The organism is Paenibacillus sp. IHBB 3054 (assembly GCF_051594305.1).
In the GTDB taxonomy this organism is placed as follows: domain Bacteria; phylum Bacillota; class Bacilli; order Paenibacillales; family Paenibacillaceae; genus Paenibacillus_AQ.
Genome location: NZ_JBOFBG010000019.1, coordinates 12793 through 34965, shown reverse-complemented (window position 1 = coordinate 34965; position 22173 = coordinate 12793). Strand labels below are relative to the sequence as shown.

At 51.4% G+C, this 22173-nt stretch carries 24 protein-coding genes and 3 tRNA genes; 19 read left to right on the top strand and 8 right to left on the bottom strand.

Annotation, left to right across the window (positions count from 1 at the left end; genetic code table 11):
• Nucleotides 1–10: 10 nt before the first annotated feature.
• The 3 genes from ald to ACQ76X_RS20105 all read left to right on the top strand — a co-directional run bounded on the left by ald (nt 11) and on the right by ACQ76X_RS20105 (nt 1472).
• On the top strand, nt 11–1141 hold the full coding sequence (gene ald / locus ACQ76X_RS20115) for an alanine dehydrogenase (RefSeq protein ID WP_438495621.1): 1131 nt from the start codon (nt 11–13) through the stop codon (nt 1139–1141).
• Between the two features lie 171 nt (nt 1142–1312).
• A tRNA-Glu gene (locus ACQ76X_RS20110) sits at nt 1313–1384 on the top strand.
• 5 nt (nt 1385–1389) lie between these two features.
• Nucleotides 1390–1472, top strand: a tRNA-Leu gene (locus tag ACQ76X_RS20105).
• Nucleotides 1473–1563: 91 nt separating this feature from the next.
• Here ACQ76X_RS20105 and ACQ76X_RS20100 read toward each other — a convergent pair.
• Together ACQ76X_RS20100 and ACQ76X_RS20095 are read right to left on the bottom strand one after the other, a co-directional pair.
• On the bottom strand, nt 1564–2190 hold the full coding sequence (locus ACQ76X_RS20100; protein ID WP_438495620.1) for a hypothetical protein: 627 nt from the start codon (nt 2188–2190) through the stop codon (nt 1564–1566).
• A 36-nt stretch (nt 2191–2226) separates the two neighbouring features.
• Nucleotides 2227–2424, bottom strand: a complete 198-nt coding sequence (locus ACQ76X_RS20095) for an XRE family transcriptional regulator (protein WP_438495619.1) — start codon at nt 2422–2424, stop codon at nt 2227–2229.
• 143 nt (nt 2425–2567) lie between these two features.
• Between ACQ76X_RS20095 and ACQ76X_RS20090 the strand changes: the two genes are divergently transcribed.
• The 3 genes from ACQ76X_RS20090 (at nt 2568) to ACQ76X_RS20080 (ending at nt 4131) form a co-directional block, all read left to right on the top strand.
• Complete coding sequence (locus tag ACQ76X_RS20090) at nt 2568–2933, top strand: helix-turn-helix domain-containing protein (RefSeq protein ID WP_438495618.1); 366 nt, start codon at nt 2568–2570, stop codon at nt 2931–2933.
• 83 nt (nt 2934–3016) lie between these two features.
• A tRNA-Leu gene (locus tag ACQ76X_RS20085) sits at nt 3017–3099 on the top strand.
• Nucleotides 3100–3189: 90 nt separating this feature from the next.
• Nucleotides 3190–4131, top strand: coding sequence for a polysaccharide deacetylase family protein (locus tag ACQ76X_RS20080; protein ID WP_438495617.1), 942 nt, complete (start codon nt 3190–3192; stop codon nt 4129–4131).
• A gap of 21 nt (nt 4132–4152) precedes the next feature.
• Here the strand turns inward: ACQ76X_RS20080 and ACQ76X_RS20075 are convergent, their stop codons facing one another.
• From ACQ76X_RS20075 to ACQ76X_RS20065, 3 genes are all read right to left on the bottom strand, one after another.
• Nucleotides 4153–4800: a GyrI-like domain-containing protein gene (locus tag ACQ76X_RS20075; RefSeq protein WP_438495616.1), complete on the bottom strand. Its 648-nt coding sequence runs from the start codon at nt 4798–4800 to the stop codon at nt 4153–4155.
• Nucleotides 4801–4812: 12 nt separating this feature from the next.
• Complete coding sequence (locus tag ACQ76X_RS20070) at nt 4813–6150, bottom strand: helix-turn-helix domain-containing protein (protein ID WP_438495615.1); 1338 nt, start codon at nt 6148–6150, stop codon at nt 4813–4815.
• A 192-nt stretch (nt 6151–6342) separates the two neighbouring features.
• Nucleotides 6343–6822, bottom strand: coding sequence for a glutathione peroxidase (locus tag ACQ76X_RS20065; protein WP_038587026.1), 480 nt, complete (start codon nt 6820–6822; stop codon nt 6343–6345).
• A 172-nt stretch (nt 6823–6994) separates the two neighbouring features.
• Here ACQ76X_RS20065 and ACQ76X_RS20060 point away from each other — a divergent pair, with 172 nt between their 5' ends.
• The 3 genes from ACQ76X_RS20060 to ACQ76X_RS20050 all read left to right on the top strand — a co-directional run bounded on the left by ACQ76X_RS20060 (nt 6995) and on the right by ACQ76X_RS20050 (nt 8391).
• Entirely contained in the window at nt 6995–7414 is a 420-nt protein-coding gene (locus tag ACQ76X_RS20060; RefSeq protein WP_038587029.1) for an organic hydroperoxide resistance protein, read from the top strand.
• A gap of 192 nt (nt 7415–7606) precedes the next feature.
• Nucleotides 7607–7885 (top strand): hypothetical protein, encoded by a 279-nt coding sequence (locus ACQ76X_RS20055; RefSeq protein ID WP_038587032.1) that lies wholly within the window; start codon nt 7607–7609, stop codon nt 7883–7885.
• A gap of 86 nt (nt 7886–7971) precedes the next feature.
• Nucleotides 7972–8391, top strand: coding sequence for a thiol-disulfide oxidoreductase DCC family protein (locus ACQ76X_RS20050; RefSeq protein ID WP_438495614.1), 420 nt, complete (start codon nt 7972–7974; stop codon nt 8389–8391).
• Nucleotides 8392–8496: 105 nt separating this feature from the next.
• Here ACQ76X_RS20050 and ACQ76X_RS20045 read toward each other — a convergent pair whose 3' ends face one another.
• Complete coding sequence (locus ACQ76X_RS20045) at nt 8497–9684, bottom strand: stalk domain-containing protein (protein ID WP_438495613.1); 1188 nt, start codon at nt 9682–9684, stop codon at nt 8497–8499.
• Between the two features lie 313 nt (nt 9685–9997).
• Between ACQ76X_RS20045 and ACQ76X_RS20040 the strand changes: the two genes are divergently transcribed.
• The 10 genes from ACQ76X_RS20040 to ACQ76X_RS19995 all read left to right on the top strand — a co-directional run bounded on the left by ACQ76X_RS20040 (nt 9998) and on the right by ACQ76X_RS19995 (nt 20606).
• A complete protein-coding gene (locus ACQ76X_RS20040) occupies nt 9998–11170 on the top strand; it encodes a hypothetical protein (protein ID WP_438495612.1) in 1173 nt (390 codons plus the stop codon).
• Nucleotides 11163–12428, top strand: coding sequence for a CpaF family protein (locus tag ACQ76X_RS20035; RefSeq protein WP_438495611.1), 1266 nt, complete (start codon nt 11163–11165; stop codon nt 12426–12428). Before ACQ76X_RS20040 ends, ACQ76X_RS20035 begins: the two co-directional genes overlap by 8 nt.
• 74 nt (nt 12429–12502) lie before the next feature.
• On the top strand, nt 12503–13273 hold the full coding sequence (locus tag ACQ76X_RS20030; RefSeq protein ID WP_438495691.1) for a type II secretion system F family protein: 771 nt from the start codon (nt 12503–12505) through the stop codon (nt 13271–13273).
• A 13-nt stretch (nt 13274–13286) separates the two neighbouring features.
• On the top strand, nt 13287–14159 hold the full coding sequence (locus ACQ76X_RS20025; RefSeq protein ID WP_438495610.1) for a type II secretion system F family protein: 873 nt from the start codon (nt 13287–13289) through the stop codon (nt 14157–14159).
• Between the two features lie 13 nt (nt 14160–14172).
• The gene (locus tag ACQ76X_RS20020) at nt 14173–14364 is read left to right on the top strand and encodes a Flp1 family type IVb pilin (protein WP_038587051.1); all 192 of its coding nucleotides are present in this window, start codon (nt 14173–14175) and stop codon (nt 14362–14364) included.
• Nucleotides 14361–15023, top strand: coding sequence for a TadE/TadG family type IV pilus assembly protein (locus tag ACQ76X_RS20015; RefSeq protein ID WP_438495609.1), 663 nt, complete (start codon nt 14361–14363; stop codon nt 15021–15023). The genes ACQ76X_RS20020 and ACQ76X_RS20015 overlap by 4 nt, the downstream gene beginning before the upstream one ends.
• Nucleotides 15024–15072: 49 nt before the next feature.
• On the top strand, nt 15073–17328 hold the full coding sequence (locus tag ACQ76X_RS20010; protein WP_438495608.1) for a hypothetical protein: 2256 nt from the start codon (nt 15073–15075) through the stop codon (nt 17326–17328).
• A gap of 14 nt (nt 17329–17342) precedes the next feature.
• Entirely contained in the window at nt 17343–18401 is a 1059-nt protein-coding gene (locus ACQ76X_RS20005) for a TadE/TadG family type IV pilus assembly protein (protein ID WP_438495607.1), read from the top strand.
• 25 nt (nt 18402–18426) lie between these two features.
• Nucleotides 18427–18939, top strand: coding sequence for an A24 family peptidase (locus ACQ76X_RS20000; protein ID WP_438495606.1), 513 nt, complete (start codon nt 18427–18429; stop codon nt 18937–18939).
• 17 nt (nt 18940–18956) lie between these two features.
• Complete coding sequence (locus ACQ76X_RS19995) at nt 18957–20606, top strand: DUF6382 domain-containing protein (RefSeq protein ID WP_438495605.1); 1650 nt, start codon at nt 18957–18959, stop codon at nt 20604–20606.
• A gap of 34 nt (nt 20607–20640) precedes the next feature.
• On the opposite strand, the gene ACQ76X_RS19990 is transcribed toward ACQ76X_RS19995, so the two are convergent.
• Entirely contained in the window at nt 20641–21543 is a 903-nt protein-coding gene (locus tag ACQ76X_RS19990; RefSeq protein ID WP_438495604.1) for a TIGR01777 family oxidoreductase, read from the bottom strand.
• Nucleotides 21544–21615: 72 nt separating this feature from the next.
• A complete protein-coding gene (locus ACQ76X_RS19985) occupies nt 21616–22080 on the bottom strand; it encodes a DUF2621 domain-containing protein (RefSeq protein WP_438495603.1) in 465 nt (154 codons plus the stop codon).
• Nucleotides 22081–22173: the final 93 nt, after the last annotated feature.

Here is a 22173-nt window from a genome sequence, read left to right as displayed (position 1 = left end):
AGGAGAATAAATGATTGTCGGAGTACCCAAAGAGATCAAAAATAATGAGAATCGTGTAGCGATTACTCCAGCCGGAGTGGAGGCGCTCCGCAAAGCAGGTCATGAGGTCCTGGTCGAGCAATCGGCAGGCGTGGGCAGCGGGTTCACCGACAGTGAATATCTGGAGAAGGGTGCAGAGGTGCTGGACGCTGCGGCCGGGGTCTGGAGCAAAGCAGCGATGATCATTAAAGTGAAGGAACCGCTGCCGGAAGAGTATGGCTACTTTCGCAAGGGGCTAATCCTGTTCACGTATCTGCACCTTGCTCCTGAGGCCGGCCTTACCCAGGCGCTTGTGGAGAGCGGAGTGACTGCGGTCGGCTATGAGACGATACAGCTTGAAGACGGTTCGTTGCCGCTGCTTATTCCGATGAGCGAGGTAGCCGGACGGATGGCTGTACAGATTGGCGCCCGGCTGCTGGAGAAGCCGCATGGCGGCAAAGGTATCTTGCTTAGCGGAGTTCCGGGCGTGCAGGCCGGTGAAGTGGTCATCATTGGCGGAGGGATCGTCGGCACAAATGCGGCGAGGATTGCGCTGGGAATGGGGGCACGCGTGACGGTGCTTGATTTAAATGCCAGCCGGCTTCGTGAGCTGGATGATATTTTTGACGGGCGAGTGGCTACCCTTATGTCTGATTCTTATCACATTGAACAAGCTGTACGCAAAGCCGACCTGTTGATCGGTGCAGTGCTTATACCCGGTGCCCGTGCACCGAAGCTGGTAAAAGAGTACATGGTGCGGCAAATGGCAGAAGGTTCTGTAATTGTAGATGTGGCGATTGACCAAGGGGGTTCGATTGAGACAATCGACCGAGTGACTACTCATGAGAGCCCAACCTATGTAAAGTTTGGTGTTGTGCACTATGCTGTGGCCAACATGCCGGGCGCGGTTGCCCGGACTTCAACGCTTGCGCTGACCAATGTAACCATTCCTTATGCCCTGCAAATTGCCAATTTGGGTATTCATGGAGCAGGGGTGAAGAACGCGGCGCTAGCCCGCGGACTCAATGTCGTGGCCGGACAGGTGACCAATTTGGCTGTTGCACAAAGTCTGGGATATGAGGCTGCGGATGGGCTGGAGGTACTGGCTGCTCAAGGGGTGTGACGGACATAGAAAAGTTGGAGGGTCTCTGCGGGAAGGCGGAGATTTAGCGGGGATGAACGGCTGATTGCTGCAGCTGTGAATGTCCGTTATTTTTTTGAGAAAAGTTCTTGTCAAATCCCCCTGGGTTTGATATACTCAATTTTGTTGTGACAAAGACAACTTATCAAGCATGGCCCGTTGGTCAAGGGGTTAAGACACCTCCCTTTCACGGAGGTAACATGGGTTCGAATCCCATACGGGTCATATATGCGGTAGTGGTGGAATGGCAGACACGCTATCTTGAGGGGGTAGTGGGTGTATACCCGTGGAGGTTCGAGTCCTCTCTACCGCATACGATGTTTAGAAGAGAAAGTCCTTGATATTCAAGGGCTTTTTTCTTTGCATTCACAGGTTGTGGATTTCTGGTACTTGGACAGGAGAAATCACCATTTCAAGGCTCCGGCGTATTTCGGGTACAACTCACGGATGCAGTCCGGGCAGATATCATGGGTGAATTGCAAAGACAGCTGCTGCAGCAGGAAACGTTCAATGGTCACCCACTCCTCGCTGCTGTTGCGGATGGATTTGCAGGAGGCGCAGATAGGAACAAGAGGTTGAGGATTCTTCTGGTGCAAACGCAACGGCTGGATCGTTCGGACAGGCTGACTTGTGATAACAGGACCAACATCCTGCAGAGAGAGAATGATAGCCTGGTCTGCTGCCGGATTCTCATGGATAAGCGGAAAGGCATCTACACGGAATCTTCTGTTGCCTTTGGCCGCAGTCTGCAGAATAAACTCGGAACTGGATATTAAAGACTCGCCGCGAAGGATGTGATGCAGCGCCTCCTTAAGTGCAGTGATCTGGGAAGGGCCCGACATCACCTGTCCGAATAACTCCAGAGCATCAGCGCCAGTCCAATCGGCATGCGGGGAGAGTCCATAATGGTTGTTGTATTCCTTCCAGGAGTCGTTGGTGAACAGGATGATCCCCTGGCTGTCGATAACCAGTGCATTATGCGGCAGAGCATTAAGGGAACGGATGAGGGAAGTGGATATGCTGAATGGCAAAGGTTATCTCTCCTTGATAGTTTGCAGGATGGAAAGCTAGGATGGAGGCAGGTTAAGCAGCTCTTCGACTTGGCGCCTGTAGCGCTCGGCCCTGCGGGTACCGTGAATCAGATTGGATAGGCGATAAGGCGGAATTCCGTACAGCTCGCAGAATTTCTTCTGATCCATGTGCATTTCCGTCAGCCGCTGTTTGATTGCCCAGCCAAAAGGAGTAACAGGACGTTTGCTGTTCAAAAGACTTCACCTCTTATCGACTATCCAGTCGTGTGATATAATGAATGGGAATAATAATAGTTAATTATATACTTTTTTACGTCATTTTACAATAAAAAATACGTAAATAAGTATATTTAAATAGTGCGGAAGGCGGATTGCTGATGGCGTCGATATACGAGCGGATAGAATATTTGATCAAACAAAAAGGACTGACAAAAAAGTCCTTCTGTGAACAGCTGAATATCAGTACCGGCAACATGGGGGATTGGAAGCGGGGCAAGTCGACGCCCGGAACACATAAGCTGATCGAGATCGGTGCTTTTTTTCATGTGAGTCTGGATTGGCTGATTCTGGGCAAAACTACAACTGAGATTCTTCGCGAAGGCGGGGAGGGTTATTTTTCTGGCCAAATACGGCAATTGAATTGCCAAAGTGAGGAATTGCTGCAGAAGGAGCAAGAATTTATTAAGGAATATATCGAGTTTTCCCGATACCGCAGGCTTAAAGAAAACGAAGAAAATTCTTAAAGTGGTGTCTTTACATTTTGCTGAAATGGATTTATAATATTGAATGTTGGCCTCAAACAATGCTTTAACGTTATACTCACCGCGCGGTAGTGGTGGAATGGCAGACACGCTATCTTGAGGGGGTAGTGGGTGTATACCCGTGGAGGTTCGAGTCCTCTCTACCGCATACATGAAGAAACCTGAAATTCCTTGTTGCTCAAGGGGTTTCAGGTTTTTTTGTTTTGTTTTATAGACTGACCCAATGGAGGGAAAAAGAGTGCCGAATAGAGTTCACAACTCCAATGAGCGGTTCCTGATCGTTACCGCCGACGATTTCGGAATGTGCCATTCCATGAATGAGGCTATTATGAATCTGTACCAAGCCGATGCAATTAATTCCAGCATGATTATGATGCCGGGGCCCTGGGCGAAAGAGGCTGCTGAGTATGCCAAAAATCATCACAATGTTAATGTGGGAATTCATCTTACGCTTACTTCGAGTCTCCCGGCTTATAAGTGGGGCCCAGTTACCAGGAGTTCCAGGATACAGTCGTTAATTACTCCAGAGGGATATTTTTGGGAACATGCAGCTTATGTGGAAGAGCGGGCTACTGCTGAAGCCATCCGAACTGAAATCCGAAGTCAGATCGAGATGGCTCTAACGCTGGGGATTGAACCGACACACTTGGACAGTCATGAGGGCAGTTTATTGGGATTGTCGAGAGGCCGGGATTTTCTGGAGATCGTATTTGATCTGTGCCAGGAGTACCGGTTGCCTTTTAAGCTGCCTGTTAATATAGTAAACCAATCATTTCTGGATTTAGAGATAAGGGAATTAATGACGGAGAGGATTGAATCGGCGCGGAAAAGAGGGATCTTATTAATTGATGACTTGATTAATCTTCCCTATCACTTGGAGCAGGGGGAGGACTATGACATTGCTAAGGTTAAAATGATGGAAGCTATAAAAGGTGTGGGAGGAGGGATAACAGAAGTTGTCATCCATCCTGCGCTGAATACTTATGAAATGCGGGCAATTACTCCACACTGGAAGAAAAGGGAGATCGAGTACCTGTTATTTATGGACGAGGATATTCACAGATTACTGCAAACCGAAAAGATTCAGCTTACTTCATGGAAAGACATACGCGATAGACAACGTCAGGCCAGTGGCGGTGACACGACGGGAAACCCGGACTACATAGGTTGCCGTTCGTAGGATGCAAACGGTGGATCGCCGTTATTTTTCCACCACAGGTACGCACAGATGGGCCTCGAATCTTTCGTCGTCAGGTCCTGACTTCTCTGTATAGTTGATGAAGAAAACACCGGCTTCGTTGAACTTGAATTCACCTGATGGCAGCCATTCCTGATGGATGTAATCCCATGTGCTCTGAAACGCAGCTGCGGGCACACCCTTGGCGATAAAAATAGCATATTTGGATGCAGGGTAATCCTTATGCACAAGTCCTTCGGGAACTGTACCGGGGTCTCCTACCTCAACGCCTAAAAAATAGCCGGTATCCCAGGCTGATTGCTCCCACAGTTTGGGAACCGAATCGCGGCCTTCGAAGATGCCCAGGTAACAGCCGCTGCTCTGGACTTTTGTCGGAATGGAATCAAATTTGCTGTCGATATCGATTTCCCCGAAGACATGTCCCCAAATATCGGCATAAGGCTCGCCTGCTTGATTGAGGTTCTGCCAGCCGATGACTTGAAGCTCTGGTAAATCTAGCACATAAGGCTTTTCTCCGCCAATGGAGTCGGTGCGTTGAGGGGCTTCTTTTTCCAGCTGCTGGCGAATCAGTTCGATTACCCGCGGTTTGAATTTAGGGGCGTATCCCTCGGTAGTTCCATCATAGCTGCTCTGGCGTAACGGCTCTGTCATACATGATTCCTCCTAGTTCATTTGTTCTTCGTCCTCATTATAAATGGGATCTGAAGCGATGGATTGTCCGTTTATAACAGAATGTTCGCCAATAGCAATACACACCTTCATGGATGCCTCTTCATAGGTTTCATTTACGGTATAGAGGGCAAAAGGGCTTCCGGCACGCCTGTAGCAGCAATTTTCATCCAGCCAGCGGCTCATAATATCCGCAAGTCCGGTGAAATTCCCGTAACTGTCTGCGGTTAATACCGCATAAAGCCCTGCTTCTAGGGTAACAAGACTCAGACCGTCTTCGGCTGATAATTCGCCCGTTTCTGTCTGCTCGACACCGCACAAGTATCCATTGCTGGTAATCTCCACATAAAACGTCGATGGAAGGAATCCACGTTGATTGATCTGCGATAAAAGCTTGGCCGAAGCTTCATCCTCCGCATGACTGCCCACGGCATGGGCGACGATATAGTGCTGCTGCGCAAATGGGGTTACTTCAATGATGTAGCTGCTTTGCTTGCGGATAATGGGCAGGGATAGACGAAGCTCTTTGATGGTCCCTGTCTTTTGAATGATAAATTCCTCACGGCAATGATCACCTGCCAGGGTGAACACGCTTTTAGCCAGCCAATGGCTGTAAAGGTAGTCCCAGGTCTGGTTGATGCTTCCGGTAAAAGGTACGGATAAGACGGCAAACTCCCCGCCGCATAACGTAGCTGGCTCTATGGAGTGATAACCGGCCTCCCCCAGGGCGAAAATCCAGTAGTCATGATTCTGGGTATCTATGAATATGTTGTACGATTGTCTGGACCGCCCAACCTGCACAGGGGTTAATCCGAAGAGTCTAAAACTCATGCCCGTACGCTTGGTTGTGAAGACCGCTTGTTTCAGTGCGTTGATGGCTTGCTGTTCGATGTCTGTGTCTCCTGGGGCGAGGTAAACGGCGGTCAGGCCATGCAGCGGTTGCCCGGACTGGATCTTAATGGCTGTCTCCGCCAAGTGGAGGGGGAACTGCCCGGGGAGGAAGGTATAGAACACGCTGCTCCGTTTGTATTCCATTGGCGTAAGACCGACGATTTTTTTAAAGACCTTGGAGAAGGGAGGCAGGGAGTCAAAGCCGTTGCCCAGCGCAATTTCGGTAATGGATAATTCGGAGTTCTTGATCTGGGCGCATGCGTTGCTGATTCTTCTTTTACGGATATAGTCTTTAATGGAATGGCCGGATACGTAGTAGAATTCCCGGTACAGCTTCATCAAAGAAACATATCCCGTCCGGGCGAGGTTGTCGAGGCTGATCTCTTCATTCAGATGATCTTCGATATAATCGAAAGCCCGCTTCAAAACATCCTGCTTCATAGCCAACCTGCTTTCCGGGGAATTAAACGGTGATACGTTTCAAGCATCGAGTGCTATATTCTCTGTATACCATAATTAGGGAGGATGGAAATGACAATTAGCATAATGATTGTGGTATAGCGAACACAAAGATACTCTTCACAGGAGCAGCGGGCTTTTGTGAAGAGTATCTTTTCATATTATAGGGGAGGATTAGTCCAGCAGTTTGGCAATATCGGCTTCGATCTGGTCCGGAGTGGTTTGTGGTGCGAACCGCTTCAGGACACGGCCTTCCTGATCGACCAGGAACTTGGTGAAATTCCACTTGACGCTCTTTGAGCCCAGGACGCCCGGCGCTTCCTTGGACAGGTATTTGAATAACGGATGCGCTTCGTCGCCCTTCACATCAACCTTCTCGTACATCGGGAAGGTTACTCCGTAATTGATTTCGCAGAATTCGGCGATATCTTCGCTTTCACCCGGTTCCTGTCCGGCAAACTGGTTGCTCGGAAAACCAAGTACCTCAAAACCACGGTCCTTGAATTTATCGTACACTTCCTGGAGACCCTTATATTGCGGGGTGAATCCGCATTTGCTGGCTGTGTTCACGACAAGCAGCACCTTACCTTTGTACTTGGACAGGGATTCTTCTTCCCCGCGCAGCGTGTTGGCTTCGAAATCATAAATACTCATGAATAACGCCTCCCGAACTTTGATTTATCACAATTTAATTTTACACTATTTATCGTAAGAAGCAACCCGTCAGAATTGTGACAACATTGTATATTCGTTTCAAAATATCTCTGTTGTTTAAATGTAGGGTATGCGGCGGTACAAATACATTTTGATAAAGGAGTAGATACAGATGAAAGCATTATATACGGCTACAGCAACGGTTCACGGCGGACGGGAGGGCTCTGTGAAGTCCTCGGATGGTGTACTTGAACATGATTTGAAAATGCCAAAGGAGCTTGGCGGCCCCGGGGGTTCCGGTACGAATCCTGAGCAGCTGTTCGCGGCAGGCTACGGTGCCTGCTATGAAAGTGCGTTGGCCAATATCGCCCGTAAAGAGGGCGTTAAGCTGCAGGATGTGGAGGTCACCGCCAACGTATCCATCGGAAAGGATGACAGCGACGGCGGCTTCAGACTGGCTGTAAGAATGGATGTGAAGCTGCCCGGCATTGACCGTGCGCAGGCGGAGGATTTGGCAGAAAAGGCTCATGCGTTTTGTCCGTATTCCAAGGCAACGCGGGGCAACATCGAAGTTGAACTGAATGTGTTGTAACGAGCAGCCGGTATTTAGAAGGATTTCTGGAAATAATGGCTAAATAGAGACGGTGAGGCAGGAAACAGCCGGGAATAGCGGTCTAAAGGGTGGCTTTGGTTGACATCACCCCTAAAATTCTTTAATATGTCTAAGTATCTGTTATGCACGTGTGCTACTAAGTACCAAAAATATAAATAATGGGTGATGAAGATGTCTTACAGACCGCATATTACGAATGTGACCAAAGCCAGCAGCAATGATAAGGAAGGATTATACGAGTTCATTATCAAGCTTGCTGACGGAACGGAGTGCCGCGCGTTCTATCATCGGTTTCCGGAATGGAAAATGACGAACATCAGCCGCCTGCTTAAGACACCATGTCCGGTTTGCCGCAAAGATTTCATCTGCAAATGTATGGAATCCTTCACTGCTGATTTCGAAGGGCAAATGCTCGGCGACGAGTGGATCGACAAGGCTATTGCTGAATAATTAAATGGACGGATGATGAGGCGCGGGAGCTATCCCGCGTTTTTGTTTATTTCCGGGGAGATACTATGAAGAGGGGGTGCGGCAAGATGGATGAAGAGCAAAACAAGACGGGCGGTAAGTCTATTGTGCTGATCGACGGCGTATGCCATCTTTGTCAGGGGCTGGTGCGGTTTATTATTCCGCGCGATCCCAAGGCCAGATTTCTGTTCGCCCCCTTGCAGAGTGAGACAGCGGGCGGAATGCTGAGTGCAGGCGGGCTTGGATCAGACCAGCTGAATACGGTCGTGCTGGTGGAGAACGGGACCTGCTATACAGAGTCGGCTGCAGTGCTGCGGATCGCCCGTGGCTTGCGTTTTCCGTGGCCTGCCGCATATATCTTCATACTTGTGCCGCGGCCTCTGAGAGATGCCCTGTACAGGTTTGTGGCAAGGAACCGGTACCGCTGGTTTGGGCGTGACGAGCAATGTCTGCTTCCCACACCGGAAATCCGCAAGAGATTTCTGTAAGGTGCCCAGCCGATGTGCATAACCCAAAAAAAGCAGCAGGTGGCTATGTCACCTTGCTGCTTTTTGGGCTGGCTTAAACCCCTATTTGGTTTGGGAATAGAGGATTTATTGATTAAGAGCTGTCGTCGTGAGGATATAGGTTTGCGTAAGCTTCCATTTGCCGTCTGCCGATTTTTTCAGTATATTGACCGATACGGCCCGGCTGTCCTGAAACTCCGGACCTTTTACTTTCTTGGACGTCTGCACTGTGTATACCGCAGCGGTATCCCCGGTATAATCAATAATTTTAGAAGAGTCAAGTGTAATAGCTAAATCATAGACTTTAAACATTTGCATATAAAGTTCTTTGCTTTGCTCGTATGCAGGGGAAGTTTCGTCAATGGTGGATAATGCACCATCCAGATCCTCTTTGTTGGAGTAATCCACATTGGCCTGAACAACAGCTTTAATTTGGTCTTCATCTGTTTTGGGTACATTGACCTTAGCCTCCAGCACATCTGCCGGAAGAATGTACTGTAGCGCAGCGATTTGGATACCGCTGATTTGCCAAGCAGAACCGCCGGCTTTTCTGGTGAGGGAGTATACATACTCCGCTTGGCTATCCAGCATGAAGGGACCGTTTACTTTCTCGGAGGTTTCAATCGTGTGTACGGTTGCTTCATTCCCTTTGGAATCAATAATTTCCATCTGGAGGACGGTAGTCTTGGCATCAAAGATCTCGTACTGCTCTTTGATTCCTGGGCCGATCCCTGCCAGTGGGGATTCCGGATCAATAAGGTTCATGAACCCGTCATAGTTCTCTGTATTGGAATACGTCACATATTTATCAAATAATGCCGAGATTCCCTTGACATCAGCGGTGTTCTCCTTGCTTGTAATTGCAACAGTTCTGGAAGCTGCTTTCCACTCCACACTGTTTCCGGTGGCTTCGCTTACAAAGCGCAGGGGAACATAAGTGACTTTGTCAATTGTTTTGGGTGCGGAGGCCAGCTGTTTAACGGTTCCGTTTATAGTTGCTTTTTTGCTTCCGGTCTGCAGCTTGATGCTGAGACCTTCCTTGGTGGCTGTGATCGTGTTACTCTTGGCATCCCAGACCAGCTTCATGCCGAGCTTTTCAAAAATGGGCCGCATAGGGATGAGCACGGAATTGCCCTCCTGAATCGGGGCGGCGGTGGTCAAATTAAGCTTCTGCTGGTCAACGAGTACAGTGATAGGTTTGGTTGCTGCGGCTGCTGACAAGCTGATGGATCCGGATAAGACGAGGGCTGCGAGTAAACTGGGCACTAACTTCATGTTGAATGATCTCCTTTAGTTGTAATCTGGCCGTGCTGAAAGCTGACTGGCTAATAGTATAGGGTAGTGGAATGATCCGGTAAATATCCAACTCAGGATATGGTGCGGGCTCAGGAATTGGAGTATAGAAGAGGTATTCGTAAAAAAGATATTGCCGCTCTACTGCATATATGCTACTATAGCTGTAAATTAAAGGATAGTAACGGAAGCACCGTTCAATGACCGTATACCACGGTTATTGGCGGTGCTTTTTTTGCTGTCTTTTTTATTATCTTTTTTAAAAGGTACGCATTACAGGAAGGAGAGTGGTTTCATGGCGGCGAGGATCGTACTGGCAGTTCGTGAGAGTCAATACATTGAGCCGTTGCTGCATTACTTGCATCACAGTGAGTATGGGGAGATGCTGCGGATCACAGCTTTCAGCCGGCTGGATACCTTTATGGAATTCATGAAGGGAGAAGAGCTGCCGGACGCCGTTGTAGGCGATCCCATTTTCGTTGAGGCCTGGCTGGTGGAAGGCAAAAATACAGTTCCTTGGGGTGTTCTAAGCGAGGCCGGGAAGTATTCCAGCAGTAATGCGGGGAGTCTGGCCGGGGGTATGGTGATTGAGAAATATCAGTCGCTGCCCTCACTTCTGGAGTCCATCCTCCGGATAGGCGATGTGAAACGCATGAGGACAGCTTCGGCTGCCAAGGAGGAGACGCTGCTGCTCGGGGTAGTTTCAGCCAGCGGCAGCAGCGGCAAAACAACGATTGCGCTCAATATGGCCAAGCAGCTTGGCGGGATCGGGCTGTCTGTTTTCTATCTAAACCTGGAAAGTGTGGACAGCAGCGGGTTGTTCCTGCGGATGCCCCAGGGCAACGCTTCCGGGTTGGAACTTCTGTTGTACGAGCTTAAGGCAAGCGGCAGCGAAGGAAGCAAGGGAAATGCAGGCAAGCCTGAGCTCGGGAGATACGCCGTAAGGCATGACAGCCTCCGCTGTGACGCCTTCAGACCGATCGGTAATTTCAAGGAAATGCTGCAGATGACCCGGCAGGATACGCTGGATTTATTGGAGCTGCTGGCCGGCGATGCTGACTATGATGTTGTAATTGTAGATACAGGCAGCATTGAGGAAGAGCGGGCCCAGGCAGTGCTGCAACGGTGCGGCATTCTGCTATGGGCGCTGAAGAGTGACGAGGCAAGTATGTATAAGACGCTCAGGTGGCTGGAGCATTGCGGAGATCCGCATTCCGGTCTGCCGCCGGAGGTGCCGGGCAAGAGCAGGTTTGTGATGAATTTTGCCGGGGATTCAGCCGCGGGCCGGCCAGGCCGGGAAGAAATTAGAATAGATGGTGTGCTTCCTTATATCTCCTCCTGGGCACTTCAGCATCATGTGGAGCTCTGCTTGAATTCTCCGCAGTTTACGGCTGGGGTGCAGCAGCTCTGCACCGGTATCATTGAGCCGGCGCTGCCGCGGGTATTCACCGGGGGCTTACATGAATGAAGCCATGTTCAGGAAGCTGCGCAGCGACATACGCGCAGGGCTTGATGTCACTTCGGCTGTCGGAAACCGTGAGCTTAACAGCTATATTGAACGAACCATTCTGGAGATGGACAGCCTGCGTTATTTAACTGCCCAGGAAAAGCATGAACTGGTCAAAAAGCTGTTCGATTCCTTCCGGGGGCTGGATGTGCTGCAGCCGCTGGTGGATAACCCGAATATCACCGAGATTATGATCAACAGTCATGAGGAGATATTTATTGAAGAGGAAGGGCAGATCCGCCGCCTGCCGCTGGCTTTCGAATCCAGGAGCAGACTGGAGGATATTATCCAGACCGTGGTTTCCGGTGTGAACCGGGTGGTTAACGATTCCACCCCGATTGTGGATGCGCGGCTGAAGGATGGTTCCCGCGTCAATATCGTACTGCCGCCAGTGGCCTTGAAAGGTCCGGCGATGACGATCCGCAAATTTCCGGAAACGCCGATGTCGATGAGCGAGCTGGTGCATCGTGGGGCGCTGAGCGGAGAAGCGGCAGAGCTGCTGCAGATTCTGGTCGCTGCCGGATACAACATCTTTATAAGCGGTGGAACAGGCTCTGGCAAAACCACCTTTCTGAATGCTTTGTCTCAATTTATTCCGCCGCAGGAGCGGGTGATCACGATTGAGGACTCCGCCGAGCTGCAGATTGTCACCGTGCCGAATCTGGTCTCGCTGGAGACCCGCAACGCCAATACAGAAGGCCGCGGGGAAATCACGATCCGCGACCTGATCCGCTCCTCCCTGCGGATGCGCCCGAACCGTATCGTGGTCGGCGAGGTGCGGGGGGCCGAGTGTCTGGATATGCTGCAGGCGATGAACACGGGCCACTCTGGTTCGCTCTCAACTGGACATTCCAACAGCGCACAGGATATGGTCAGCCGTCTGGAGACGATGGTGCTCAGTGCAGCTGATTTGCCGGTATCAGTGGTCCGCCAGCAAATCGGCTCTGCGATTGATATCTTTGTCCATCTCTCCAGGCTGCGGGACCGCTCGCGGCGGGTGATGGAAATCTCCGAGGTTATCGGACTGCGGGATGGGGAGGTGGCGCTGAATCCGTTATATGCGTTTCAAGAAACGGGGGAACGTGAGGGCAGAGTGGAGGGAGGCCTGGTTCCTTGCGGGAATCCTCTGCTGCATTCCAGCAAGCTGAAGATGGCCGGGGTACAGAGTTATCCATTATCGCAATACAGTTGGGGAACTGAGAAGGAGGTGGTCTTCTGATTCATTTGGGGAAGAAGCCGGTCTCTTCGCCGGGCAAGCGGAGGGGGTCCTCCGCAGAGAAGGGAGGGACATCTGTGGAGGCTGAAGCCGGGGGCAATCCGCAGCTGCCGGATTATACCGTCTATGTATTGACGCCTTTGTCTAGAGCGCTGGCTATGCTGGCAGGCGGGCTCCTGCTGTTCGGCATCGGGTACCTGTTCTACCATAACCTGTTGCTGTCTTTGCTGCTTGTGCCGGGGGGAGCTTATGCACCACGGCTGTTGCGTGATTACCTGCGGCAGCGCCGCCGGTCTGCGCTTAACCTGCAATTCAAGCAGACCTTATTTTCGCTTTCTTCTTCGCTGTCCGCCGGACGTTCCGTAGAGAATGCGTTTCGCGAGGCCGTGCAGGATCTGCGGATGCTTGACCCGGAAGGGGGCAGCGATATGATCCTTGAGCTGAATATTATATGTGCCCGGATGGAGTATGGACAACCTGTGGAAGAAGCGCTGCAGGATTTCAGCAGACGGGCAGGCATGGAGGATGTGGAACGGTTCGCTGATGTATTCTCTGTCTGCAAGCGGACAGGAGGCGACCTGGTAGAGATTGTGCGCCGCACCTCCACAATCATCGGGGAGAAGCTGGATATCCAGCAGGACATTGCCGTCAGCATCGCCCAGAAGAAATTCGAGGCGAAGGCGCTGCTGGCTTCCCCGCTTGCCATGGTGCTGTTCATGAGCCTGACCGCCGGAGATTATATGCAGCCAATGTATACAGGTGCCGGAATTGCAATTTCCACACTGGCGCTGGGCGGGCTGTTTCTGTGTTATCTCTGGACCTCCAAGATTATGGATATCCCGCTGTGAAGGAGGTGAAAGAATGATTTGGCTGTGCGGTTCGGCCGTTCTGATGTTAGGGCTGGGATGGATATTCCTGCGCCTGAAATGTGGCAGCCGTTATTCCGGGCTTCGCGGTCTGCCTATGGACGGGCTGCGGCTGCGCAGATTGGGCGAGCCCTTCCTCCTGCTGATTGAGCGGTGGGGAATTGGCAGTCATATTCCTTCGGTGATGTTCCGGATTCAGCGATCCTTGCAGCGCAGTTACGGCATGCGCTACAGCGCAGAACGGACGCTGCTCTTTATGGGAGAAATGTTCAGCTACAGCTGGCTGCTGCTTATCGGTGGAAGCGCGCTGACCCTGTTCAGCGGCGAGAAGGCGGGAATTCTCCTGGGGGCTGGTCTGGCAGTTATTCTGCCCGTTGCACTGGTCAGTGATCTGCACAAGAAGGTAAGGCTGCGGGAGCAGAATATTATGCTGGAGCTGCCCGAGCTGCTGAACAGTATTGTCCTGCTGGTCGGCGCCGGGGAGAATGTACAGCGGGCGATTATCCGCTGCGTGGAGAGCCGGAAGGGAGATTACAGCCATCCGCTCTATAAAGAGCTGTCGATTATGACTGGGGAGTGGGAGAGCGGCTACTCCTTTCAGCAGGCGTTTGAGAATTTCAGCAAACGCTGCGCCGTACAGGAGGTATCGCTATTTACAACCACGGTGCTGCTGAATTACCGCAGAGGCGGAGCCGACTTTGTCTTGTCGCTGCGCGATCTTTCGCGGATGCTCTGGGAGAAGCGGAAGGCGATCAGCCGGACGCGGGGGGAGCAGGCTTCTTCGAAGCTGGTGTTCCCGATGGTGGTTATCTTTTTAATTGTAATCATTCTGGTGGGTACACCGGCATTTATGATGATGAAAATGTAGGAGGATGAGACGAATGATGACATTCATAACAGAAGGCGCTAAGAACTTGTGGAAGGACGAGGAAGGGCTGGGCACGCTGGAGATGATCCTGATTATCGCTGTACTGATCGCTGTAGTTTTGGTGTTCCGCAAGGAGATTGTCAAAGTGGTAGAAGACTTGATCAGTACTGCAGGAAGCAAGAGCCAGGAAGTATTCGAATCATGAAACTGGAGGATGACGAAGGCAGCTTTACTATCGAAGCTTCACTTTTGCTGCCTATCATCATGTGTATTACGATGCTGCTGCTATTCTTCTGCCTGTACAGTTACCAGAAGTCAATGCTGCTGCAGGTCGCTTCCGCTGCCACTGAACGTGCGGCCTACAATTGGGACAACAGCCATAAGGAGACGGAAGGATCATTTGTTATTGGCGAGTATGACTCGCTGTATTGGCGGATCGGCGAGGATGGAATGCTAGCTTCTTTATTCGGGCTTAGCGCCGGGAACGGCGGGGCTTCTGTTACACTGCCGAATGCTGCCGAGGGTACTGGTACCTTGCCTGCAATTAAGCTTCAGCAATCTTCCGGCATAGTTCCGGCAAATTTGAGTGGCCAGATGAATTATGCCTACAGTTTAACCGGCCGGATGATCAGTGCGGAATTGAAGCAAATGCTGAATCTGCCCGTGCTGGATGAGATGCTGGCCGACGAGGCCAACCCTCAAGTGAAAGCCCAGTCCGTTGTTTCTGAGCCTGTTGAGTTTATCCGAACAGTAGATCTGATGCGTTATTATGGTGCGAAGTTCAAGGGAGGCACGGAGAGTGGCAATACCGGAACAAGCATGGAAAAGAAAGACGCATCCCAGATGCTGAAAAAGCTGCGCTGATCCGGTTTGTGGAGTTCGGAACCCAAAAGAGGCCAAGGGAGGGGCGCGGATGAGGAGTAGAAAGGGTACGGCCTGCAGTCCAAGAAAAGCGTTCAATTCGTGGCGAAAGAAAGGAACAGAGGGATCGGTTTCTATTTTCCTGATTATGATACTGGCCTTCGTGTTCCTGTTCACCGCTGTGCTGATAGATTATGCACGGATTGCCGCCGTTAATGTGCAGCAGGAACGTTTGGCGAGAGCCGCAGTCCGTTCGGTAATGTCTTCTTATGATATTCAGCTGCGCGAGAGCTATGGCCTGTTCGCCTTTGGCGGCAGTGACGGCAATCAGCTGCTGTCCGGGGTGCTGAACGACAATCTATACGAGAGCGGGCGGGGGGATGCTTTTAATTTATTGCCCTTAGGACTGGATTCTTCGGTCTTGAATTGGAGTCGCCCTCTTGGAAGCTACGATGTTTTTCAAAGGCAGATTGCTGAGGAGATGAAGTATAAAGCACCGATCGATTTTGCCCTGGAGCTGGCCGGCAAGTTTAAGCCGCTCTCCGCGGCTATGGGTGAGGCTTCACGCTCAACCAAATTATTCGGCAAGCTGCAGCCCTTGTATGATGAACGCGAGGCTGCACTGGATCTTATGATGGAGCGGCGAAAGCAGGCTGCGGAAAGCGTAAGATCCCTTCAAGAACTGATTATGAATCCGCCGGGAGACCATATTGAGTATCGTTTTCTGGGGGAGATCACTTCTGCGGCTGACATTGCAGCGATGTATGACGATTATGTCGGCAAATACTATGCGGATTTTTACCGTGAAGAGGATGAATATTCCAGATACAGCAGTCAGATCAGCGAGTATTTAAGACAAACTACGGAGTTTCTTCCGAGGATTCCGTCAGCACTGACTCTTTTTCGTACGGAGCATACCCGTCTTATCGCTGATGCCGGGAATGCGCTGCAAAGAGTCAGGGAGCTGAATGAAGAGATGAGGTACATACTTGAACAGTCCAGAACTAACGGGGCGGGTAGTGCCGAAGATAGTGCCCGGAATTGGGACATACCGGGAAGTGCCGGTGAACTGAGTGCAGAGCCGCTAAAAAAAATGCGGGAGCAGGAGGATTCACTTATTCTCGCACCGGCAGAGATCAGCGCTATGGAGCATGACTTAAATGTTCAGGAAACTGCCTCTCAGGCAGTGGAGCAGGCAGCTTCCGGATTGCCGGGCGCATTGAGTGGAGCCACGGGGCTGGATGCGGATTTTGGTAGCATGAATATGGCAGTTTTGAACGCTTTACAGGCCGGCAGCAGTTACCTCCAGCACTATGGTGAACATGGAGATATCATTGCTGCTGAAGCCGGGAAGATTGAAGCCCACCGAACTTCGGACAGAGAGCGCAAGCAAATCGAACGGCAGGCAAAAGCCAAACTGAGCGATGCGATGGAGCTGTTGGATCAGATTCGTCAGCTTGGCGACAGCGCCGGAGCAGCGAGGGAACGTTATCAGACGCTGAGCCAATATTATCAGGACAGCATTCAGCTGAACAGTGGATCGGACCAGGAAGCCTCGAATGCGCAGAACACATCGGATCCTTATGCAGCCGGAAGTTCCTCAATGGCAAAGACAGACGATATTTATGCCGCGATGGGCAGCATTATGGAGGGTGCCAGAGACCGGCTGTTCCGAACAGAATATTCTGCAATGTATTTTCCGCATTTCGATCTTACAAAGTTGACTCCGGTAGCTTCCGGCTCCGCAGGTGCCGCCGCACTGCCGCTTGCGGACCAGCTTGATCCCCATGCCCAGGAGCTTGAATATATTCTCTACGGCTTCCATAACCCTGCGGGTAATGTGGCGGCAGCGTACGGTGAAATCTTTGCGCTGCGGCTGGCCATCCGCACCATGGAGGGCTTTATAGAAAGTTCCCGTCTCGGCAATCCGCTGGCGATTCTAGCTGCAGCGCTGCTGTACGGAATCGAGCAGGCTGTTCAGGATATGCTGCTGCTATGCAGGGCAGGGGAAATCCCGTTGTCTAAATACATGCCTGCAAAGCTGTCCTACCGTGATTATTTGCGGTTGTTCATGCTCCTGCATGGAGGGGGCGATGTGCAGCTCTCCCGCATGCTCGCCTTGATCCGGCTGAACACCGGAATTAATCCGGCCGAGAAATTCACCTATGCCTCGGCGGAGATTAAAATGGCGATGCCGCTTTGGTTTTTGCCGGGCGTAGTCAAGCTGGTGGACTACAGCGCCGGTCTTCCCGGGGATGTTCAGGGCAGATTGTATTACAGAGGGGTAAAGGCTGATTTTTCATATTAGCGGGAGGTTGCAGAATGAAGCAATGGCAGAGCCTAACCAGACAGCGGGATGAAGGCAGCATGGTTGTTGAGGCGGCTATGGTTCTCCCCATGTTTTTGCTGTTTGTCCTGTTCCTGATTTTTATCGTGCAGATGACCTTGTACTCTACAGCCTTGCAGAGCACAGCTTCTGATACGGTCAAGGTGATATCGGCGCACATGTATCCGGCGGCACTGGCTGCGCAGAAGTGGGGGGAAGAACAAGGAGCAGATAGCGGAACAGCAGGTCAGCCGGCTGCAGCAGGAAGCACTGGTGGAAGCATAGGAAGGGAAGCTGATGCAGCTGCGCCAATCAATGCTGGCGCAGCGGGAGCCACGTCCCTAGTGTCAACCGGAACTTGGAGTATCCCGCGCCTGTCGCTTGAGCAATGGGGTGAAAGCTTCGCCGCAGACCTTCCTGAGCCCTTGAACGAGTGGGTCAATGCTGCGATACAGCGGGGTGAAGGCCCGCTTCAGGAGCTTCAGGCTGAGGCGTCGCAGTCGGTGCTGGATCTTGCGCTGAAGCCAATAATGAAGCCTTATCTCTCATCTGACTGGCTGGATTATGAACGGATTCATGTCTCCAATGCCATTATTCCGGAGTTGAAGAAAGGCACACGACCTTATTTTGGTCTCGTTGTCAGCTATGAGCTACCGATGAAGGTCCCCTTTCTGAACCGGAGCATTGTATTGGAGGCAAGTGCGGTGGAGCGGCTGTGGATTGGCGATACCGGAGAATCAGGGACAGAGGGAGACGGCGGTGCCGGAGAAGAGCAGCATTCCATTGTAGTCCTGGCGAAGCCGAATCCTGGGGTGGCAAATCATCAGGGCAAGATCCGGGTTAAAGTTCCGCCAAATGCTTCGGCGAACTTGTCGATATTTTATAAAAGCGGCCAGAGCACGGCCAAATATCTGGGCTGGAAGCAAGCTGATGAAGGCGGTTATATCGAATGGGAATGGAAAATCGGCGTGAATACAACACCGGGTTCCTGGCCTTTTGTAGTCCGTCTGGATGACGGTACATTCATAGAGGCGGCATTTACGGTTGTGAAATGAACATGGCGGAAGAAGGATGTTATGTATGACGGAATGGGCATTTTGGGGTTGTCTGCCGTTTCTAACGGCGGCGTTAATAACCGATATCCGGTGGATGAGAATACCGAACTGGATTTCAGTCTCTGCACTGACGACAGGCCTGCTTGTGCAAGGCATAATGAGCGGCTGGCACGGATTGCTGTTCGCTGCCTGCGGTGCGGGGGTTGGCTTTACATTGCTGCTGATCCTGTATGTTATGGGCGCTGTCGGCGCTGGAGACGTTAAGCTTTTTGCAGGAATAGGTGCATGGACGGGTGTGCTGTTCACGCTGCAGGTCATGATGTATTCTATCCTATTCGGTGCTGTAATCGGCTGGATGCTTGTCTTGTGCAGACGGGAGGCAGGAAGGCGGATTCGCAGTATTGTCAGCAGGACTGCCGGATTTCTGCTGCTGCGTAATCCAAAAATATTAAAGGCTGGGAACGGCAAGGAAATGCTCAGGTTTCCCTTTATGCTGGCTGTAGTTCCGGGGTTCATTTGTACATATCTCTACTTATAGATTGGAGGTGAAGCTTGATGTTCGGATTGAGCCGCGATTTTGTGCAGCAGGACGGTATCTCTATGCTGCTCGGCAAGCCGGATGGGTTGTCAGCGGGCGAGCTTAATATGGTTCAGGCCCGGATGCTGATGAACAGCGGCATTCCGTATCACCTGCGGCTGCTGCTCAGAGAAATTGATTTGCAGGTGACCTTGGAATATTCCCTGTCCCGCCGCAAAATGCTCAGTCATTTGCTGAAAAGCGACAGGCTCAGCATGAACGATTTCTTCGGGCTGCTGCTGCAAATTGCCCAGGGAATGGAGGAAGGCCGGCTGTACATGCTGCGGGCGGAGCAATATGCGCTGCATGAGGATTACATTTTTGTAGAAGGTCCGCTGAACGGAGGAAGAGTCTACTTGACCTGCATTCCTTTGCAGCAGCCTGCAGCAACCACGAAGCCGGGAGAATGTCTGAGGTCTTTGATTATGGTGATGATGGCTTCGGTAACAGAGCTTGCCGGAAGCGGTGTGCAGAGACTGCTGCAATATTGTGGAGGAGAGGATTTTACTCCTGCAGGCTTAAGGGATTTGCTCTCGGAGCTGCTGACCGTGACTAGACCTGTGAATAATACAGAGCTGCCGCCGGGAAGCCAAATGTCCCAGGCAGCAGTGCCGCCAGTTGCAGAGAAACATATTCAGGAGAAGGCAAGTGCACGTGAAGCAGGTAAACCGTCCGCTTTGCCAAGGCGTTCGGTATACGGGGGAACCGAGAATGCACACACTGCAGACAATGCCCAGCAGTATGAGCCTCCATGGAACAATGACTTGCCAAAACTTAAGCGGAAGGAGGAGGAGGAGACAAAGCCGGATAAAACGGACAGTGAGCATCGTCCTTCTTCCCAGTCCTCTGCTAACAGAACCTATGTTGTACTCGGCGGTGTTTTGGCCGACGTGTTGTTATGGAAGTTCCTCTATTTGAATAGTCCCAAGCCGTTGTGGCTGGCAGTTTGCGCAATAGCAACGTTAGTATTGGGTGGATTCTGCTGGTTGGTCTGGAGTGAAAGGCTTGTGCTCGGAGGGAGCAAACCAGAGGAGGAAGAGAGCGAAGTAGATGCTGCGGACAAAAGCTGGAGATCCAAGCGGGAACTGGAATGGGATTTTGGCCGAAATCCGGTAACTCCAGTCCGTACTGAAGCTTCTGTCAGAGCTAATCCGCAGCCGTCTGCAGCTGCAAATGCTGGTGTTCCTGCGGGCAAACAAAGAACTGAAGTGGAGATGGAGGGGCGCAGCATGATTAAGCCGCCGGTGGCTGTAGCCGCGACGGCATTGCTCTCCCGGGAAAATCATTCAGAGATGAGGCCGGAGGTAAAACCGCTATCTGCCTCTCCTTATCTGGAAAGATGCGGTGAGGATGAAAGCGGACCCGCAGAAATCATTGAACTGAACCGCGCCAGCTTCATTATCGGCCGCTCGCCGGAGGTAGCCCAGTATGTAGAGAAATCAGAAGGCGCATCGAGAGTGCATGCTGAAATCTCCAAGAGTGCTGAGGGGTACATCCTGAAGGATCTGGACTCCAGGAACGGCACCCTGTATCAGGGAGAAGCCATGATTCCTTATAAAGAGTACCCGCTGAACGAAGGATCTGTTTTTACCATTGTAAAAGGGTCTTATACGTTTCATTCGCTCTAACCTTGGAGAAGCGGGCCGATAGCAGATCTATACTCTATTCTGATTTCAGCTGTTCCAGAGCCGGCTGCAAGGTCGGATAAGTAAACGTGAAACCATGCTGAATGGCTTTGGCAGGGAGCACGCGCTGGCCTTCCAGCAAAATTTCCGACAGTTCACCTACAGCAGCTTTTAATAGAAAGGCCGGAAGCGGAAACCAATGCGGACGACGATATACTTTCCCGATCATTTTGCCGAAAGCCTCATTTGTAACGGGATTCGGGGCAGTCGCGTTGACAGGGCCTTCTATTCCGGGAGTCTGGATGCAGAAATCGATCAGCCGGGGCATATCGGCAAGGTGAATCCAGGACAGCCACTGCTTGCCGCTGCCCATTCTGCCGCCAAAGCCCAGAGCATAGGGCAGCTTCATCTTGGGAAATGCTCCGCTCTCGTTGCCGAGCACAACTCCGGTCCGCAGTTTCACCAGCCTAACCCCTGTATATGCTTCATCCGCTGCTGCTTCCCAGGTCTTGACAACCTCAGACGGAAAGTCCATTACATGGGCCGGTGAGGCTTCGTCAAAAGTATCGGCCAGCGATGTTCCGTAAATGGCAACAGCGGAGGACTGGATCACTACCGGGGGCTTATGCTGCAGCGTATTCAGCAGCTTGGCGGCTGCGGCAACGGTTTCAAGACGGGACTCCATAATAACTTTCTTTCCGCTTGGACTCCAGCGCTGGCTGAGCGAAGCTCCGGCCAGATTGACCAGTGCATCTGCACCTTCAGCAGAACCCGGATTCTCTGAGAGGCTGTCCCAGGTAAGGTAACTGAGTCCCGGATGTATCATTTGGGTTTTGGGCAGCTTGCGTCCGACGATGATGATTTGATGTCCGGCCTGCAGCCAGTATTCTGTAAGCTCTCTTCCGATAAAGCCGCTGCCGCCGCAAATTACGTATTTCATATGGCAATCTCCGTTTCAAGACGTCCTGAAGAGACGTTAGTGGTATATCTACAGCAGGAGATAAGCGGATTGTTACTTGATTAAATGCCGGTAAGGTGAGTAGTCGATGCCGTTCTTTTCAAGGAAGGTGATAAGAAATCGGTTATCACGCCGCGGGGTGGCGACAATGTAGCCTTTGATGCAGTGCTCTCGGGTGACTGCCGTAGCATTGCTCTCCACCGCGATTTTACCGATCTCTGCAGCTATGGAATGTTTGGCAATATCGCGGAAAGGTCCGGGCACCGGCTGCACAAGCTGATCCAGGAAAGCCTTCGTCTCGTCGCTCCATAGCGGACGGCTGCGTTCCACCCAGTAATTTTGCCAGTCCAGCTTGGACTTGCCGTCGGCTTTGGGCAGCACCTTCAAAAACTTGCGGAACATGAAATAGCCGCCGATGCACATGCAGCCCAGCAGCAGAAAAGTCCAGAATGCGATGGAGTTCATAAACCAATTGCTTGGTATTGCGGATAATAAGCTCAAGTCTGATTTAAAAGACATGTATACACCGCCTTTGACAATGATGATTGTCACAATCCTTAATCTCTACTAAAGTATAGCGTATTTCCACAGTTTTGCGAAGCGAAAGACGTC

Coding starts and splice junctions, on each gene's coding strand:
- ACQ76X_RS20055 (WP_038587032.1), top strand. CDS start 7,607: ATGTCTTACAGACCGCATATTACGAATGTGACCAAAGCCAGCAGCAAT.
- ACQ76X_RS19985 (WP_438495603.1), bottom strand. CDS start 22,080: ATGTCTTTTAAATCAGACTTGAGCTTATTATCCGCAATACCAAGCAAT.
- ACQ76X_RS20005 (WP_438495607.1), top strand. CDS start 17,343: ATGAAGCAATGGCAGAGCCTAACCAGACAGCGGGATGAAGGCAGCATG.
- ACQ76X_RS20090 (WP_438495618.1), top strand. CDS start 2,568: ATGGCGTCGATATACGAGCGGATAGAATATTTGATCAAACAAAAAGGA.
- ACQ76X_RS20045 (WP_438495613.1), bottom strand. CDS start 9,684: ATGAAGTTAGTGCCCAGTTTACTCGCAGCCCTCGTCTTATCCGGATCC.
- ACQ76X_RS20015 (WP_438495609.1), top strand. CDS start 14,361: ATGAAACTGGAGGATGACGAAGGCAGCTTTACTATCGAAGCTTCACTT.
- ACQ76X_RS19995 (WP_438495605.1), top strand. CDS start 18,957: ATGTTCGGATTGAGCCGCGATTTTGTGCAGCAGGACGGTATCTCTATG.
- ACQ76X_RS19990 (WP_438495604.1), bottom strand. CDS start 21,543: ATGAAATACGTAATTTGCGGCGGCAGCGGCTTTATCGGAAGAGAGCTT.
- ACQ76X_RS20060 (WP_038587029.1), top strand. CDS start 6,995: ATGAAAGCATTATATACGGCTACAGCAACGGTTCACGGCGGACGGGAG.
- ACQ76X_RS20000 (WP_438495606.1), top strand. CDS start 18,427: ATGACGGAATGGGCATTTTGGGGTTGTCTGCCGTTTCTAACGGCGGCG.
- ACQ76X_RS20010 (WP_438495608.1), top strand. CDS start 15,073: ATGAGGAGTAGAAAGGGTACGGCCTGCAGTCCAAGAAAAGCGTTCAAT.
- ACQ76X_RS20065 (WP_038587026.1), bottom strand. CDS start 6,822: ATGAGTATTTATGATTTCGAAGCCAACACGCTGCGCGGGGAAGAAGAA.
- ACQ76X_RS20040 (WP_438495612.1), top strand. CDS start 9,998: ATGGCGGCGAGGATCGTACTGGCAGTTCGTGAGAGTCAATACATTGAG.
- ACQ76X_RS20075 (WP_438495616.1), bottom strand. CDS start 4,800: ATGACAGAGCCGTTACGCCAGAGCAGCTATGATGGAACTACCGAGGGA.
- ACQ76X_RS20050 (WP_438495614.1), top strand. CDS start 7,972: ATGGATGAAGAGCAAAACAAGACGGGCGGTAAGTCTATTGTGCTGATC.
- ACQ76X_RS20025 (WP_438495610.1), top strand. CDS start 13,287: ATGATTTGGCTGTGCGGTTCGGCCGTTCTGATGTTAGGGCTGGGATGG.
- ACQ76X_RS20035 (WP_438495611.1), top strand. CDS start 11,163: ATGAATGAAGCCATGTTCAGGAAGCTGCGCAGCGACATACGCGCAGGG.
- ald (WP_438495621.1), top strand. CDS start 11: ATGATTGTCGGAGTACCCAAAGAGATCAAAAATAATGAGAATCGTGTA.
- ACQ76X_RS20070 (WP_438495615.1), bottom strand. CDS start 6,150: ATGAAGCAGGATGTTTTGAAGCGGGCTTTCGATTATATCGAAGATCAT.
- ACQ76X_RS20020 (WP_038587051.1), top strand. CDS start 14,173: ATGATGACATTCATAACAGAAGGCGCTAAGAACTTGTGGAAGGACGAG.